22 protein-coding genes, 1 tRNA gene and 1 pseudogene are annotated in these 16,544 nt (G+C 30.7%); 9 read left to right on the top strand and 15 right to left on the bottom strand.

The window, feature by feature from the left end:
- Positions 1-164 precede the first annotated feature (164 nt).
- Together QZZ53_RS04800 and QZZ53_RS04795 are read left to right on the top strand one after the other, a co-directional pair.
- Positions 165-434, top strand: coding sequence for a hypothetical protein (locus tag QZZ53_RS04800; protein ID WP_296382076.1), 270 nt, complete (start codon positions 165-167; stop codon positions 432-434).
- Positions 435-474: 40 nt separating this feature from the next.
- Positions 475-551: transfer RNA gene (locus QZZ53_RS04795), tRNA-Thr, on the top strand.
- Between the two features lie 74 nt (positions 552-625).
- On the opposite strand, the gene QZZ53_RS04790 is transcribed toward QZZ53_RS04795, so the two are convergent.
- From QZZ53_RS04790 to QZZ53_RS04740, 11 genes are all read right to left on the bottom strand, one after another.
- Positions 626-1,087: a GNAT family N-acetyltransferase gene (locus QZZ53_RS04790; RefSeq protein ID WP_296382074.1), complete on the bottom strand. Its 462-nt coding sequence runs from the start codon at positions 1,085-1,087 to the stop codon at positions 626-628.
- Positions 1,088-1,135: 48 nt separating this feature from the next.
- A complete protein-coding gene (locus tag QZZ53_RS04785; RefSeq protein WP_296382071.1) occupies positions 1,136-1,849 on the bottom strand; it encodes a DUF4369 domain-containing protein in 714 nt (237 codons plus the stop codon).
- 53 nt (positions 1,850-1,902) lie between these two features.
- The gene (locus QZZ53_RS04780; protein ID WP_296382069.1) at positions 1,903-3,213 is read right to left on the bottom strand and encodes a DUF819 family protein; all 1,311 of its coding nucleotides are present in this window, start codon (positions 3,211-3,213) and stop codon (positions 1,903-1,905) included.
- Between the two features lie 67 nt (positions 3,214-3,280).
- Positions 3,281-3,460, bottom strand: coding sequence for an Arc family DNA binding domain-containing protein (locus tag QZZ53_RS04775; protein WP_296382068.1), 180 nt, complete (start codon positions 3,458-3,460; stop codon positions 3,281-3,283).
- A 6-nt stretch (positions 3,461-3,466) separates the two neighbouring features.
- Complete coding sequence (locus QZZ53_RS04770) at positions 3,467-4,414, bottom strand: alpha/beta hydrolase (protein ID WP_296382066.1); 948 nt, start codon at positions 4,412-4,414, stop codon at positions 3,467-3,469.
- 17 nt (positions 4,415-4,431) lie between these two features.
- Entirely contained in the window at positions 4,432-4,932 is a 501-nt protein-coding gene (locus tag QZZ53_RS04765) for a DUF1648 domain-containing protein (protein WP_296382064.1), read from the bottom strand.
- 3 nt (positions 4,933-4,935) lie between these two features.
- Positions 4,936-5,094, bottom strand: a complete 159-nt coding sequence (locus tag QZZ53_RS04760; RefSeq protein WP_296382062.1) for a DUF4177 domain-containing protein — start codon at positions 5,092-5,094, stop codon at positions 4,936-4,938.
- A gap of 1 nt (position 5,095) precedes the next feature.
- Positions 5,096-5,260 (bottom strand): hypothetical protein, encoded by a 165-nt coding sequence (locus tag QZZ53_RS04755; protein ID WP_296382060.1) that lies wholly within the window; start codon positions 5,258-5,260, stop codon positions 5,096-5,098.
- 19 nt (positions 5,261-5,279) lie between these two features.
- On the bottom strand, positions 5,280-6,140 hold the full coding sequence (locus QZZ53_RS04750) for an SPFH domain-containing protein (RefSeq protein WP_296382058.1): 861 nt from the start codon (positions 6,138-6,140) through the stop codon (positions 5,280-5,282).
- Between the two features lie 394 nt (positions 6,141-6,534).
- Entirely contained in the window at positions 6,535-7,461 is a 927-nt protein-coding gene (locus tag QZZ53_RS04745) for an alpha/beta hydrolase (protein WP_296382055.1), read from the bottom strand.
- Positions 7,462-7,834: 373 nt separating this feature from the next.
- Positions 7,835-8,431, bottom strand: coding sequence for an alpha-ketoglutarate-dependent dioxygenase AlkB (locus tag QZZ53_RS04740; protein WP_296382053.1), 597 nt, complete (start codon positions 8,429-8,431; stop codon positions 7,835-7,837).
- Positions 8,432-8,552: 121 nt separating this feature from the next.
- Between QZZ53_RS04740 and QZZ53_RS04735 the strand changes: the two genes are divergently transcribed.
- Positions 8,553-9,233 carry a M15 family metallopeptidase gene (locus QZZ53_RS04735; RefSeq protein ID WP_296382051.1) on the top strand — a complete coding sequence of 227 codons (681 nt, stop codon included), beginning with the start codon at positions 8,553-8,555 and terminating at the stop codon, positions 9,231-9,233.
- 3 nt (positions 9,234-9,236) lie between these two features.
- Here the strand turns inward: QZZ53_RS04735 and QZZ53_RS04730 are convergent.
- From QZZ53_RS04730 to QZZ53_RS04720, 3 genes and pseudogenes are all read right to left on the bottom strand, one after another.
- Positions 9,237-9,593, bottom strand: a pseudogene (locus tag QZZ53_RS04730) (hypothetical protein).
- The gene (locus QZZ53_RS04725; RefSeq protein ID WP_296382048.1) at positions 9,586-10,560 is read right to left on the bottom strand and encodes a hypothetical protein; all 975 of its coding nucleotides are present in this window, start codon (positions 10,558-10,560) and stop codon (positions 9,586-9,588) included. The pseudogene QZZ53_RS04730 and the gene QZZ53_RS04725 overlap by 8 nt, the downstream one beginning before the upstream one ends.
- 209 nt (positions 10,561-10,769) lie before the next feature.
- Positions 10,770-11,117, bottom strand: coding sequence for a DUF6249 domain-containing protein (locus QZZ53_RS04720; protein ID WP_296382046.1), 348 nt, complete (start codon positions 11,115-11,117; stop codon positions 10,770-10,772).
- A 147-nt stretch (positions 11,118-11,264) separates the two neighbouring features.
- On the opposite strand from QZZ53_RS04720, the gene QZZ53_RS04715 reads away from it, so the two are divergent.
- The gene (locus QZZ53_RS04715; protein WP_296382044.1) at positions 11,265-11,849 is read left to right on the top strand and encodes a sigma-70 family RNA polymerase sigma factor; all 585 of its coding nucleotides are present in this window, start codon (positions 11,265-11,267) and stop codon (positions 11,847-11,849) included.
- Entirely contained in the window at positions 11,836-12,231 is a 396-nt protein-coding gene (locus QZZ53_RS04710) for a hypothetical protein (protein ID WP_296382040.1), read from the top strand. Before QZZ53_RS04715 ends, QZZ53_RS04710 begins: the two co-directional genes overlap by 14 nt.
- On the opposite strand, the gene QZZ53_RS04705 is transcribed toward QZZ53_RS04710, so the two are convergent.
- On the bottom strand, positions 12,228-13,550 hold the full coding sequence (locus QZZ53_RS04705; protein WP_296382038.1) for a hypothetical protein: 1,323 nt from the start codon (positions 13,548-13,550) through the stop codon (positions 12,228-12,230). The two genes, QZZ53_RS04710 and QZZ53_RS04705, sit on opposite strands and share 4 nt — an antisense overlap.
- Before the next feature lie 128 nt (positions 13,551-13,678).
- Here QZZ53_RS04705 and QZZ53_RS04700 point away from each other — a divergent pair, with 128 nt between their 5' ends.
- The 4 genes from QZZ53_RS04700 to QZZ53_RS04685 are packed head-to-tail and all read left to right on the top strand — an operon-like array spanning position 13,679 to position 16,542.
- On the top strand, positions 13,679-14,227 hold the full coding sequence (locus QZZ53_RS04700) for a sigma-70 family RNA polymerase sigma factor (RefSeq protein ID WP_296382036.1): 549 nt from the start codon (positions 13,679-13,681) through the stop codon (positions 14,225-14,227).
- Entirely contained in the window at positions 14,211-14,723 is a 513-nt protein-coding gene (locus tag QZZ53_RS04695; protein WP_296382034.1) for a hypothetical protein, read from the top strand. Before QZZ53_RS04700 ends, QZZ53_RS04695 begins: the two co-directional genes overlap by 17 nt.
- Positions 14,707-15,900: a hypothetical protein gene (locus QZZ53_RS04690; protein WP_296382032.1), complete on the top strand. Its 1,194-nt coding sequence runs from the start codon at positions 14,707-14,709 to the stop codon at positions 15,898-15,900. Before QZZ53_RS04695 ends, QZZ53_RS04690 begins: the two co-directional genes overlap by 17 nt.
- Positions 15,901-15,903: 3 nt before the next feature.
- A complete protein-coding gene (locus QZZ53_RS04685; RefSeq protein WP_296382030.1) occupies positions 15,904-16,542 on the top strand; it encodes a hypothetical protein in 639 nt (212 codons plus the stop codon).
- Positions 16,543-16,544 lie beyond the last annotated feature (2 nt).

Raw genomic sequence — 16,544 nt, 5'->3', positions numbered from 1 at the left:
TTTCTAAAGGTGAAACAATACTGATTCCTGCTGTAATTAAGAATTATAATTTAAAGACTGATTATGCAAAACTGCTAGAAGTATACATTTAAAAACTTCAAATAAAATTCAATAAAAAAACTAAAAGGATTTAGTATTTTTGCACCTATAAAAATAGAACTATTATGGCTAATAAAAGAGATTTAAAGAAAGATATAAACTACGTTTTAGGAGATATCATTGAAGCAGTTTACGTTTGGGAACTAGCAAATGCTGAAAAGCCAACAAAAGAGAGTGATGCTGTTATTGACGAGGCTATCGCAACATTTGATGAGCTTATTACTCGTGTTAATGATAGAAGTGTCGAGAACAAAAAAGCACACTTTAAGGCTATTAGTGGTGATTTGGAATCAAAGGGTAGAGGTCTTATCGAAAAAATCAACAAATTAAAATAAAAGAGATTGCAAGTTTCAATTTAAATTTGCAACTATTTTTGCCGATGTAGCTCAGCTGGCTAGAGCAGCTGATTTGTAATCAGCAGGTCGTGGGTTCGAGTCCCTCCATCGGCTCCAAAAGTATAAACTCTAATTACTTAGTTAAGTAGTTAGAGTTTTTTTGTTTAAGTCTTTGTTAGATACGCTAAGTTTCAACTATTTGTGAAGTGCATTTTCATGCCTTCATGAGAATCTTTAAAACCTAAGGCCTCATAAAATTTTATGGCTTCAGGTCTTTTTTTATCTGTAGTTAATTGTAACAAATGCGCTTTTCGAGTTTTTGCACGTTCAATAGCCCATTTGAACATTGTTTTTCCAAGCCCAAGACCTCTTTGGTCTTTTCTAATTCTTACAGCTTCAATTTGAGCCCTTACTCCTCCTTGATAGGTTAAATATTGAATAAATGTAAGCTGCAAAGTTCCAATGATTTCTAAATTGTCATTCTCTACAACAATGAGCTCTTGATTTTGATCTGAATCTATTTTCTCGAATGCATTTAAATAACTATCTGGTAGTGGGTTTTTAAAATTTTCTCTTTCCTTTCCTAGTTCATCATCAGCAATCATTTCAACTATCTTTGAAATATCATTTTTTATCGCTTTTCTAAATTTCATTTGTTAGAACTTTTTTAAGTCATGATACAACGCAAAAATGAGACTATTTTATTCTACAAGCTTTCTATTAGCTATAACTTCGTTGAGCTTCTTTCCGTAGTATGAATTTTTAATGTTATCGGTTAAACCATTATAAACCGAATCGATATAAATTGGATTTGCAGAAGGAATTTCATACAATGCTAAATATGGAGCAATTTCATTATCCTTATTATTCATTGCAAACTGAATAGTGTAAGCGTATTTACGTTTTATAAGTTTTTCTGATTGCTTATTTAAAGAGTCTACTGCTATGCTATCGTTAGCTTTTTGTGCTAAGAAATTTGCTTCAATCAATTCTAAATTTTGATTATTGAACTGAGACATTATATCTGTGTATTCATTTAAAAGTTCTTGTTGTTTAGAGCCTGTAATTTTCGAATCATAATTAAATTTCTTTAATGTTGTCTCAATTTTGGTTACACCTTTATCTGCAAAAAATGGAATGTAATGTTCTTCTCCGTCATTCTTAAATAACTTTAGATATAGTATAATTGGTTCTTCTATATTGGTTTTTAAAGTAAATTCTGACTGACCAGTTATGACCAAAGAATCCAAATCTATGATAGAAGTTGAGTCACCATTTTTTTGGAGATAAACCACGCCTTTCTTAAGCCCTTTTACACTGCCTTTTAATGTGAAGTTAGCTTCTTTGTCTTTACTACAAGAGACTACTATCAGTGCTAGAATAATGAGACTTAGGGCTTTATTTAATTTCGTCATGTTGTGTTTAAAATAATTAGGTGCGCAAATATCTTACAATAGTTTTAAAATTACTAACCAGCTGCGGCTAATTCCATTAAAATTGTGCAGCCTATGGCGGCAATAGTTCCGATAGCATAACCAAAAACAGCAAGTAGTACACCAACAGTTGCCAAAGAAGGGTGAAAAGCTGACGCTACAATAGGAGCAGAAGCAGCACCACCAACATTGGCTTGACTACCTACAGCTAAAAAGAAATAAGGAGCTTTAATTAATTTAGCAACACCAATTAAAAGTAAAGCATGTATTGTCATCCATACAACACCAATGGCTATAAGACCAACATTATCAAAAATGAGTGTTAAGTCCATTTTCATACCAATTGTTGCTACAAGTATATAAATGAATACGCTTCCGAATTTACTAGCTCCAGCGCCTTCATAATTTTTAGCTTTAGTATTAGATAATAGAATAGCAATTAGTGTTGCAATACTTATCATCCAAAAGAATTTTGAGCCCAAGAATGTAAATATGTTTCGTGTTGTTGGTGATTCAATACCTGTGACTAAATCTTTAAAGAAGGGTGCCATAAAGTTTGAACATAAATGAGCAATACTTACTGTACCAAAAGCAATGGCTCCAATAATCATAATATCAGTAAGCGAAGGGTTTCGTTTTACTTTTTCCGAAAACGTTGACATTTTCTCTTTAAGTTCTTCTATCGATGATGTATCTGCTTTTAACCATTTATTAATTCGATTTCTTTTTCCTATTCCTATTAAAATAATAGCCATCCACAAATTAGCTACAACGATATCTACAAAGACCATTGCTCCGTATTTAGCTTGGTTATAACCATAAATTTCTAACATTGCTGTTTGGTTAGCACCACCACCAATCCAGCTTCCAGCTAGTGTAGAAAGTCCTCTCCAAACCGCATCTGGACCAATACCTCCAACAGTTTCTGGGGAAAAGGTTGCTATAAGCAAAATTGCGATAGGTCCACCAATAACTATACCTAAAGTTCCAGTAAAGAACATTACTAGAGCTTTCCAACCTAAATTAAAAACCGCTTTTAAATCGATGCTTAAGGTCATTAAAACCAGAGCTGCAGGTAACAAATAACGGCTGGCCATATAATACAGACTAGAACTATGTTCAGTTTCTACACCTGTTTCTGAAATTGATATCCATTCTGGTGAAATTAAACCTGTTGTTGTTAAAATAGCAGGTAACATATATGCCATAAATAATCCAGGGACGATTTTGTAAAACTTTGACCAAAATCCTGTTTTTATAGATTCTGTTAAAAAGACAAACCCTAATGCAAGCATTAAGAGTCCAAAAACAATAGTATCGTCGGTAATTATTGGTGTAGTGTCCATAGTTAGGATGAGTTTAGAATGTGCAAAATACCAAAATTAAACACATAAAAAAAGTGATCGGAAACGGTCACTTTTCATCTTTAGGATTGTCTTTCTTTTTGGGTTGTTTATTATGCTCTCTTAAATATTGCATTAGCATCCATTCTATTTGACCGTTAGTACTACGAAACTCATCTGAAGCCCATTTTTCAACGGCTTTCAGCATCTCTTCATTGATTCGTAATGCAAAGGCTTTCTTTTTAGACATTGCTTTTTATTTCTTTATAAATTCTGTTATCACGCTTATTAATTCTTCTGACAATGGAAAATCCGGTGAATAAAGTGATTTTTCATTGTCTTCATCATTGGTTACGGTTTTCAATGGATGATTCATATTTTCAATCATAAGAAACTCTGCATCTGGCTTTGCTTTATGTAAGGCTTTTGCATCTTCTTCTAAAACTTGATTGTCTTTAGTGCCATTCAGAATCAAAGTAGGAACCTTTACTTTTTTTATTTCTTCTGTAGGGATATAAACTGACCAAGACCTTATGAAAGGGAGATTAGCCTTGCTAAATAAAATACTTATTGTAGGATCTGGATCTACTTTTTTAATATTCCCTGTTGCTTTTAATTCCTTAAAATGATTGTCAACAATATCTACAATAGAATCACTAAGTTGAAGTCTCAACTGTTTTATTAAAGATATATCAAAAGATTTTGCTGGTCCTGCTAATGAAATATATTTATTTATTCCTGCTTCTGAAGCTAACATTGCAACTAACGAACCTTGACTGTGTCCTATAAGTGTAACTCCTGAAAAACGCGGATCTTCCTTAAATTTATTGATAGCTAATTTGGCATCTTCAACGAATTTATCTAAAGTTAATTCGCGCTTAATAGCTTCCATACTTGTTAGCTGCATTAAGTTGCTCATCTTAGAGGTGCGTTTATCATATCTATAAAAAGCAATTCCTCTTATAGTAAGACTATCTGAGAGTAGTTTTATATAATTTGCAGAAACATTTGCATCTTTTTGGTTTCCGTTTCTATCTACTTTACCAGAGCCATGTATGTAAATAATAAGTGGTTGCTTATCTAAGGCTTTATCGTAAGTTAATGTTCCTGGTAATTGAATACTGTCATTTTTTATAAGAATTTCTTCTTCAATAATTTCTGACTGAGAATAAGACTGAAACGTTAGCAAAAAAGCTACTAGCATGAATTTTAACTGATTCATTATTTTAATTTTTTTTGATATACATAAATAAATATGGGTAAAAGGATACTAACACCAACAACAATAATTGTAAACCCTATACCTAAATTTGATACGTTGTTTTTGGCTCCAATAATTATTTTGTAATTAATATATGCAAACATTAATGCGCAAAGAAAATTTATAACGCGTAATAATCTAGTGCTAAAACGATATTGTTTTAATGCATTCTCTTCAGTAATATTAACCATATAATTATGAAGGTGTGGAAAACGACTCAATATAAAAAGACCAATATATAAGACTGCTGCTAAAGTTGGCAAAAACCATAAAATGACCTTATTACTATAATCATCTGGCTGACCAGCACCATTAAAATGAGATGTTACAGATTCTGGTAAATTACCATATTCTATTATGAGATGAATCCACATTAAAATTAGTATCGTAATTGAAGCTAGTTCAATGACAATATCTATAGTTTGAAAAGGCACTTTTAGTATAGGTCTATTGGTCTTCATGTTCTATCTGTTTTTGTCCCTCTCTAAAATAATGAAAGGTGAATTTTGCCCAACATGTTTTACTTCCCATCCTTCCCTGGCATATTGATTTAATAGATCTTCATATTTTTGAAATCGATTTCTTAAACCTAATCTTGGTTGAATTACTTTATATTCTTTCATGCTATTCTTTTGTTTTATCTTCTTTAAATACTACTAATGCTAATATAACACCAATTATTAGTCCTATTGACGAACCATATACTAGACTCATTGCTATGTCATCAATTACAGCGCCAATTGTAGTGCCAATGCTAGTTCCAAAAGCACTACCTAAGGCGATACTCATTGTTTGATTTTTATTCATATTAATGACTCAGAGTTCCAGTATTTAATACTGGTGATGCATCTTTATCTCCACAAAGCACCACCATAAGATTACTTACCATTGCAGCTTTACGTTCTTCATCTAAATCTATAACTTGTTTTTTATTAAGTTCTTCAATAGCCATTTCTACCATACTTACAGCACCTTCAACAATTTTATGTCTAGCGGCTACGATTGCTGTTGCTTGCTGGCGCTTTAACATTGCATTAGCGATTTCTTGTGCATACGCTAAATATCCAATTCGTGCTTCTAAAACTTCGATACCAGCAATAGATAATCGCTCGTCAATTTCTTTTTCTAATGCATTACTTACTTCATTTACACTAGATCGTAAAGTGATATCTTCAGCAAGTCCTTCGTCTGCAAAATTATCATAAGGATACATACTAGCTAGTTTACGAACTGCAGCATCAGTTTGTACTCGTACAAAGTTTTCGTAATTATCTACATCAAAAGCAGCTTTGTATGTGTTTTGTACTCGCCATACCAAAATTGTACTAATCATAATTGGGTTACCCAATTTATCATTAACCTTAAGACGTTCACTATCAAAATTACTCGCTCTTAATGAAATCTTCTTTTTTGTGTAAAAAGGATTTACCCAATAAAAGCCATTCTTTTTTATAGTGCCAACGTACTTACCAAATAAAAGCAATACTCTAGAGCCATTAGGCTGCACCATTAAAAACCCGAATGCTAATATAAGTGCTGCAACAATGCCAAATACAGACCAACCTGTTTCTGTTATTGGTATTAGTGCAATACTTCCAAAGAATAATATTAAAAATGACAATAGCATTAGGTAGCCATTTGCTGGAACGATGATTCTTTCTTCTTTCATAATCTAAAAATTTAATTGGTTAATAATCATTATAAATCAGTATGATATTAAAATGATATCATAAAGATATAATATATAAGTATGTGAATAGATGTTTTTGTTACAATTTTTATAAAAAAAACAGAAAATAAAGTTTGGCACACCATTTGTTATATACTAAGCGTAATGAATATTACGATAGTTGCCATAGCGTAACACACTACAAAATCGTAACATTACATTTGGTTGGTTAGTTAGAAAAAAGCATCTCGTGGTTGGGATGCTTTTTCATTTTGTAATGATTTTTTACATTCGTATTATACTGTCAGTTCTAGCGTAATCGAGAATATATAAGCATCTCGACTGCACTTGATGTGACAGAAATACTTCAATTAAAGATAAAGAGTAATGTAATTTAAGACTTTATAAACTCAGTAATCTTGGTTACTAATTTTGGTGAGATTGCTCTAAAAGATTCATTATAGGATTTTGAGTTTTCTAAATCATCTCCTTTAATTTCAAACAAGACATGATTCATGTTTTCTATAATAATCAATTTTGCTTTTTCATTTGCAGTTTTAAGTAACTCAGCTTCACTCTCAGAAACCTGAAGGTCTTTTGTTCCATTAATAAGCAGAATTGGCATTTTGAGTTCTTTGATAGTTTCTGTGGGACTGTATTTCATCCAATTGATCATAAAAGGTTGTAAATCTGGTCCAAATAATGAGGCTAAAACATCTGGATAATCGTTTACGCTTTTGCCTTCTTTTAATTGATCTACTATTCGTTGTGTTTCTTCTCCTAGTTTAGGAGCCATTTTAGTGGCTTGTTCAACTAAAACATCTCCAATATTTTGTCCAGATCCAGCAAGGGAAATAAAACCGTCAACTTTATCTTTTGCAGCGATCATACCAACTAAACTTCCTTGGCTATGACCTATGACATAAATTTCACTGTACTTTTCTATATCTTTAAAATAATCAATGACATCAGAGGCATCGTTGATAAAGTCATCAAACATCATATTTTTATCTACTTTACCTTGACGGATTTGTTTTACAATGCGCTTATCATACCTAAATGTTGCTATACCATTGTTAGTTAATCCTTCGGCAAGTTTTTTTAGAGAGTTGTTTTTAAGAAAATTCTGATTTCCGTTACGATTGGTAGGACCAGAATCTGCAACTAGTATTGCTAAGGTTGGTTTTTCAGTATCATTGGGACTTAATAATGTACCATCTATCCATTTTGAAATTGACACTTCTTTTTCATTATATGTTTGTTCTTGACAAAAACTAATGGAAAAAATTAAAGATAAAACTAGAATTAAATAAGACTTCATTTTAATTTTTTAATGCGTTTAAAGTTAATTCATATTGAATTGATACCATAAGTTTGAAACAAGATTTATACCAATTTATTATAATTAAACACGGTATTTTAATTTTCACCATATGCATTTCATCGATGAAATGCATTATTTCATCTTCAAATGTTAAAATTAAACGCATTACATCGATTAATAGTGTTTTTAGGCGATGAAATTAAAACCTAATTATATATTTGACATGTACTAAAATTTAGTTTTTAGTTCAATGGATTAATTAATTAATATTTGCATTATGTTATGTTGACTTAGAGACCCTAAATCTGCTTAATATAGTAAAAAAGCAAATTAGAAAAGCCGAGATTGAGGGATCTCGGCTTTTTATTTTTTATAAAGTAGTTAGTTCCCTAAATGTTAGATTAATTCTAGGCTCGATCAGCTTTTTAGTTTTAGCAATTTGATGCAACCAATGCTGTTGCATTTCACCTTTCATAATCAATAAGCTTCCATGTTCTAAATTCAATTTATGCCGTTGTTCTTTTAGTGTTCTATGCTTAAAATGAAATGGACGTGTTTCTCCAAAACTAACTGAAGCAATAACAGGATTCTCACCTAATTCTTTTTCATTATCCGCATGCCAACCATTACCATCTCTGTATAGATTTACTAAAACTGTATTGAATTTATGTTTTGAGGTTGTTTCAATACGTTGTTTAATAGTTTTTAGAGTTGGAGTCAATGATTCTGGATGCATAACGATATTAGAATAACCATAAGGTTGATCTGATTCTCCAAATAAAGCGGTTAGCCTTGGTTGTTTATAGGTTTTTCCGAATAAGGTAATATCATCGTTTTGCCAATTGGTATCAGTTTTTACAGTTTTATAATAGGAATCGGACTCTTCTTTAGAAAAGAAATTGGGTATATAGAAGAGTTCTGCATTTGGGAGATTAAAATGTTGTTTCTCTTGCGAAAACAAGTTCATAGTGTATTTTTTGTCTAAATTAGTGCATAGAAATGAAACGAGCATATTCATAGTTTTATCACACTTGGAAAGTGATTAATAACGAACTGCATGTGACAAATAAAAATAATAAAGATAGCACATGAATTATAAAACACTCATATATGTTGCTTGCTTTACATTGATGACCTTTGGTTTTAATCAAAAGCAGACATTACCTGAAGGTTTTGTGTATGCAAAAACTCTGATTCCAGATTTAGATGTAGAATTAAGGTATTACACCACAAATAACTTTGTTGGTGATACAATAGATAACTACAAAGCTAATAAGCTTATTATAACTAAAGCTACAGCCGAAAAATTAAAACTCGTACAAGAAGAGTTACAGCAGCAAAATCTATGCTTAAAAGTTTATGATGGTTACAGACCACAAGGTGCTGTTAATCATTTTATCCGTTGGGCAAGGAATTTAAATGATACTCTTAATAAACAACAGTTTTATCCAGATGTGGATAAGCGTAATTTATTTAAAGCTGGTTATATCGCTTCACGTTCAGGGCATAGTAGAGGAAGTACCTTGGATTTAACCATTACTGATGGAGAAACTGGTGAACCTCTTGATATGGGAAGTCCTTATGATTTTTTTGGCGAACAATCTTGGGTAGATTATAAAGACATTACCGAATTGCAAAAAGCCAATAGACAATTGCTACAAACAGTTATGCTAAAACATAACTTTAGAAACTATCCTAAAGAATGGTGGCATTTTACATTGCGTTGGGAACCATTTCCTGAAACTTATTTTGATTTTGTGGTGGAGTAGTTTTTAATTCAAATACATCCAAGCCCAATACATTAATCCAAACTGAAGCGGAATACGTAATATTAAAATCCATTTTGGGATGCCTGCAGACGCTTTTTATCCAGATAGCATATAAAAATGTACTAAAAGGAAAACAGCGAGCATTGTGATAATGCCATAAACTGAAATGACTTTAAGTATAGGAATACATAAACCGATATCCAATAGGATTTCAGCAATGCCGCTTAAATAAACTAAAGCTTTGTGATTAGATAAATGTCTAGGCATAATTCGCAGGTAGATTTTGGGTTTTATAAAATGCATTAGTCCAGCAAATACATAAATAGCAGCCATTACATTAAGTCCAATAGACTCATTCATCTTTATAGGTTTTGTAGGCTAGACCAATACCATAATTGTACAAATCTCTTTTGAGTAAACTAGATTCTAGACCGTTTCCTTTGTCAAACTTTACCCAATTATTGCCACTTATAAAGACACGTTTTATAAACGTATTTTTAGTTTTAATTTCATTAGTAAATGGGAGTAGTGGTCTAAAATTCGTTGGAATCTTAACGACACCATTTTTAGATTTTATCTCTTTGTATTTTTTGTTTGGTAACAGTTTGCCTGCTTTATCAGTATAACCTAAAACCTGAATGGATACAAAAAAACCATCTTTTGGTATGTAGATGTCGTAATCTTTAACATTAAGTTCGTAGGCATCACCATTTTTTTCAGTGGCTCTAAAAACAATCGTTTGATATGTTAAGGTTTTTCCTGGAACTCCTTCATTATTGGCATAAAATTGTACTTTAAATAAAGTTGAGAACTTTTTCTTATCACTATTAGAACGCTTGCGTTTTTTCCAATCTTTAGACTCTAAAGCAATAGGAAATTGTACACTAGATAATTTTTGATCTTTGGTTGTTGTTTTAGGGAAATACACGGCAATTTCAGATTCTATGGTTGGCAACCAGCAATTGTAGTAATCGTCATCTAAATAAGGCTTTAATGATTCCTTTTTAAATTTTCTATTGAGTTTTATACCAACAACAACTTCATCTAGCTCATCTGCTTGAGGTTGCATTAATAATTCACTCGGAAGATTTTGAGCCGATATATTAAGATTCTTAAACCCTAATGCAGATATAAATAAGGAGTCAATATCTGGATAGAGTTTTTTAGTGAAATAAAATTTGCCTTCACCATCAGCAAAAAGGCCATTGCCATTACCAAAAGATATAGTCGCATAACTTACAGGATAATTTGTAATGCTATCTTTAACTATGATTTGAGCAAAGGATATTTGTCCAATAAATAGAAGAATAAATAAAACTTTATACATTTAATATAAAAATGAATTACTAAAACTTTAAACTCGCCACACTGAACTTGTTTCAGTGTCTATAAAATTTATAGTTGTTAATGATTAAAGATGCTGAAATAAATTCAGCATGACAATAATTGTATGCTTTTTATTAAATATACATTTTTTATGCCACAAAAAAACGCCTCATAAATGAGACGCTTTTCTAATTGATTGATTTTAATTTATTAGTCCTCAAGTGCTTTTCTGGTTTGCGTATAGCCTACATATAGACCAACACCAGCCATTAAGAATATCATTGATGGATATACTGCATCATCGTCTAAATTAGAATATGTTTCTAAAATATTCGCAAATAGTACACCTAGTCCTATACCCATTAAAAGAAAAGCTAGATTTAAAACTATAACTTTCCACGATGCTCCAGATCGTTTACCTATATTAAAGATACTTGCATCTGCCCCTTTTTCGATAAGAGCAAGTCGTTCTTTGTTTCGAGATGATATGTATAAATAAAATACTCCAAAGATTATTGCGAAAAATGTGATTGGTATTATTACTTCTCCTGCGTGCATAATTGTTTGTTTTTAATTGATTATTTTTATTTTGTTCATAGCTTATGACGACATGTTTTGAATGGAGGTTACAACTTTTTCGAAAAAAAAATATTTTTCATCCATTTTTGTAACCTATTATTATATTATGTCGTCTTAATAATACAAATGACCACCAACGACGATAAAAAATTAATAGAATCCATTAAAAATGGCGACACTAAGGCGTATACGCAATTAGTGAATCGTTATAAGGACTTGGTATTTACTTTGGCCTTGCGTATGTTAAAGCATAGAGAAGAAGCAGAAGAGGTGGCACAAGATACATTTATAAAGGTATTTAAGTCGTTAGATAAGTTTAAAGGGGATTCTAAGTTTTCGACTTGGATTTATAAAGTGACTTATAATACCTGTTTAGATCGTATTAAAAAGAATAAGAAACATTTAAATGATGTAGCAATAGATGAGTTTACTTTTAATAAATTAGATACTATTGATAATGCACTAGATAATTTAATTAAAGAAGAAAAACATACACTTATTAAAAATTGTATCAATAAATTACCAGAAGATAGTAGTGCATTATTAACACTATTTTATTTTGAAGAGCTCTCTTTAGATGAGATATCTAAGATTATTAATATTGAAGCCAATACAGTTAAAGTGAAACTTTTTAGAGCAAGAAAAAAGTTAGCTGTTATATTAGAGCAGTATTTACAACCTCAAAACAGTATGAATTATGGAACGCGATGAGAAAAAAATAGAAGCATTTATCGATAAATTGTTATCTAATGAAGTATTAGAGCAACCGTCATTAGATTTTACTGATAAAGTAATGTCTAAAGTTGAAGCTATTTCTACTGCAACTGTTTATAAGCCATTAATACCAAAATCTGTTTGGACACTAATAGCTATTGGTTTTATTGTACTGATAGGTTATATGATTTTTAAAGAGCCTTCTGCTAATAACAGTTGGTTAGATCGTTTTAATTTATCTAGTGTTTCAAATCCTTTAGAAAATATATCCTTTAACTTTTCTAAAACCTTAATGTATGCAATGGTATTCTTGGCAGTAATGTTAAGTATTCAAATTCCTTTATTAAAGCATTATTTTGATAAACGAATGGCTTTTTAGTTAGGGTAATACCAGAAAGGAATTCTTGCGACTCTCCAATATGTCGTATCACCTTCTACTATACTACGTCTGCTTACTTTTAAAAGGTGTTTGCCTTCTCTCAGTTCTTTAGTACCAATATAGGTTTCAAAACCTAACTCTTTTTTTAGATTCTGTCCAAAAATCAATTCATTGTTATAAGTAGTAGAGTCTATTTTAATAGTATAGATAGAGTTAATTGTTTTAAGGTACTCTTGCCTTAAGCTATCAATTTTAGTTTCACTAGAGAAGTTAGAAGTAATTACAATGTCTGTACCTAAACCTCTTGCATCTTTATCTGGTTCTAAACTTGGATTGTAATAAAACACACGATCCTCAATATTTTCAGAATACAACATAAATACTTTAACAAAAGGATCTGTGATTACTTTAGATTGAATAATAACATCATCTGTAAAGGTTTTGTTCTCCATGAGCAAATTTTCATAGCTACTAGAGTTTGCCATGATGCTACTAGAATTTAAGTTGCTATTAATGTAATTAGATTTTGTGTAATGGAAAGACGTCATTATAGCTGCTAATATATAAAACGGCACTAAGATTAAACTGAGCCGTCTTCCAAATTTATTATCTAAAAAATTATAAACTAATGCACGATATAAAAAGGATAAAGTAATGAAACTAAATACCCAATAAATAGGGAAATAGATTTTAGAAATCCATTTTTTCTTCTTTAGAAAACCAAGAGTTATAAAATCAATAAAAGTAATTAACATGCCAAAACATATAAAAACCATAACTGGTATGCCTATACCTTTAGAAATCCATCCAGGGAGTGTGTCACTATCCAACACATAAGTAGCTAGTAAGACAATAGTGAATATGGAAAACGTTATAGCTAGCACATAGAAAATAAGTAGAAAAGATATCGCAAATATGATACTGCAATAATTTTCTAGTGTACCAATATATTTGTCAAAAGAACCAACTTTTTTCTTTAAGTATTTAGTGAATTTTGGACTATAATTTAAAACGTCATAATCAATATCGCCAGATACATAGCGCAAGCCCAATGCGCCAATCCACAAACCACGTAACAACACATGGAACATTAAATTAAAAATAAGAATAGCACAAGAAATAAATCCGATAGTATATATGACAGATACAGATAGTTGTCGGGTGTTTTGAGCTTCTCGCATACTGTCGAAAATAGGTTCAATTGCAGTAAACAGACCAAAAATGGCAAAACCAGAAATTAGTAATTCTAATTGCCAGCTTTCTTCTTGTAGTTTTTGAAGCAGTTTTTTAAATGCAGGATTATTGTAATCTTGACTCATGGTTAGTTTGATTGGCTGATAATTAATTCTAAATTTAGGCATATTCAATTAAACTCAGTCTTTTTATTCAAAATTTTGAAACCCTTTTACTTTTTTTTCGTTTTTAAAATAGAACACTAACCAATTAGATGCAAAACATAGATAATACGTTAATAGAAGCTAGCAGAAAAGGCAATCCGATTGCTCAAATGCAGATTTATGACAAATACTGTAAAGCGATGTATACTATAGCATGTCGTTATCTTAATAATGAAGAAGATGCCAAAGATGCAATGCAAGAGGGGTTTTTAAAAGCATTCGTAAGTATAAGTAGCTATAAACCGAAAGCAACATTCGGAGCTTGGTTAAAACGAATCATTATCAATCAATGTTTAGATATGTTAAAGAAACGCAAGATTGAATTTAGTGATAATGAAGTAGAAATATTGGAATTAATTGAGGATAAAGGTTGGGATTTTGACAGTTCAATATCCAAACAAGAAATCCTAAATGAGATAGAGCAACTCAGCCAAAAACATAAAATTGTAGTCCAACTCTATTTAATTGAAGGTTACGATCACCAAGAGATATCAGACATTTTAGAAATTCCAATAAAAACCTCTCGAACACATTTAAGACGTGGCAAATTAAAATTACAAGACCTATTAAAACAAAAGTATAATGAAGCGAGATATTAGAAATTTATTTAAGGAGGAAGATGATTTAAAAACGCTTCCAAAAAATCACAGAACAGAGTTTTTAGAAAAACTAAATAAGCAATCTAAGCAAAAATCATCTTTTCCTTGGCTAAAAATAGCAGCTGTATTACTTATAGCATTAACTATTGGTTTTAGTTTGTTTTATGACAAACCTGAAGAAGTGAAAACATCTCCAATCGTTGCACAAATTGAGGCTTTTGAGGCAGAGTATTTAAAAGATATCGAAACAGAATGGGAGAGTTTTATAGCTATTGCAGATGATGAGATTTTAGTAGGACGCTTCAAAAAGAAACTAGAGGACTTAGATGTTGACTATCAGGAAGTTTCTACTCAGTTTAAAAATGAATCTGATAATATAATAACTATTGAAGCTTTAGTAGAAAATCTTCAAACACGACTTCAAATATTAAAAGATATACAAGAGCACATTAAAATATTAAATCAAAAAAATGAACATTATGAAAAATCAATTTAAAATTTTATTGCTGATACTCATCACATCAACAGTTGCTTATGCACAAAAAACGTCTGAAATTGAAATGGACGAAAAGCATACTATTTATAAAGAAAATTTTACCACAAATGATAATACAACGTTAGTATTAAATTTAAAAAATACGTCTGCCCAAGTATTTGAGTCGCCAGATGATAACGTATATATTGAGTACACAATAGAGTTTAAAAACACAAGAAGAAAACTTAAAGAAAGACAGCTAAAACATTTAATAGTTTCAGGTAAAAAGGAAGGCAATAAAATTACATATTCATCAAAAACCAGAAATACCATAAGACATAGTGTTTATGATTTTGATGAATTATTGATTGATCGTTTTGAAAAAAAGAATTTATTAAAAGATTCATTGCCAAAACCTATTATTAGAAAATCTTTAGATTCTGTTATAAACGAGATTACTAATTCAGAATTATTATTTAGAAATAAAATACGTGGTGCATTAAAAATAACGTCACGTCAAACAGAGAGATGGAACCGGAGCGTTGATAATCTTATAATCTCTAAAATGGTTATAAAGATTCCAGAAAACATACACGTAAGAGCTACTTTAGAGAACTCGAATTTAGTTTTTATTGATGATTTTTATAATCGTGCAACAATGAATATTAGAAATTCTAAATTAAGATTTAAAGTACTAGGCAATCCTTTAAACATTTTTGATGTAGACAATGGTTATTTTAGAGCCAATGCAATTATTGGTGGGCAATACAGTTTTGCAAATACACGGCACGCGCTTATTGGACAATTAAAAAACACTGAAATACATTCAGAGTTTACAAAAGTTGAAATAGGTGAGATAGGTTTAGGTAACAAGATTATAGATTTTAATAGTGAGTATTTCTTTTATAATTGGACAGAGGGTTTTCAACGTTTTGACCTATTCTCTGAATACTCAAAAATTCATTTTTTCTATCCAGATCTCAATCACGGTCTAGAAGTTATTGGTTATAATACTAGAAATTTAGTAGGAGACGATGGGTTCGAAGTTACGATGCAACCAAAAAGGAAGGAAAGAAACCGATTAATGTCCAAGCCATCAAATCCAAAAGAGAAATCTACGGGTCTTATTTACTTTGATATAGTTAATGGGATTATATACTCACACAACGATTCAATCAAAACAATTAACAAAGATTAATTTATGAAAAAACTAAAAGTATTTGCCGTTGTATTAAGTTGCTTCGGAGCACTAACAGCCCAAGAAACTCAAGTAGACTTTAATAATCCTTCAGATTTAAAAATGGAAACTGAGTATTCGTCAGACATTGAAGAAGTAAGAGATATTCTAAGTTTTGAAGGTATAGATTACATGAGAATTAAATTCTTAGGAGCAGAGTTAAAAGGAAAAAGCTATCATCTAACCGTTAAAGAAATTTGGGATGGCAAGATTGTTTCAGACACAACTATTGTTAATAGTAAAAAATTATCCTATGAGCAATTTCAAAAAATAAATGACACTATTTTTAATTTAAAAGTTATTTCAAAATTGACTTATAAGAATAAATTAAAGATGACTTTCAAGATTGGTAGAATAGGATTTACAAGAGAATTTAATGCAATCGAATCTGATGAATATAGTTTAAGAAATCTAGCTGACGAAAGTAATTTAAAAATTGGCTATAATGAAGAATTCTATTTTCTAGCTTATATTCTGCCTTACGAAAGAGAAGATGGTTCAAAATCATGGTGCGAGGTTGGTACATCTGGAGATGATATTGAAAAATGGGGTGAGAAATTTGGTATTAAGCATTATTTACTTTTCAAAATGAAGTTTGAATAGTT

It is taken from the genome of Winogradskyella sp., assembly GCF_016744625.1.
Classification (GTDB): Bacteria; Bacteroidota; Bacteroidia; order Flavobacteriales; family Flavobacteriaceae; genus Winogradskyella.
The sequence above is the reverse complement of the archived record's forward strand: the minus strand, read 5'-3'. Positions and strand labels throughout refer to the sequence as shown.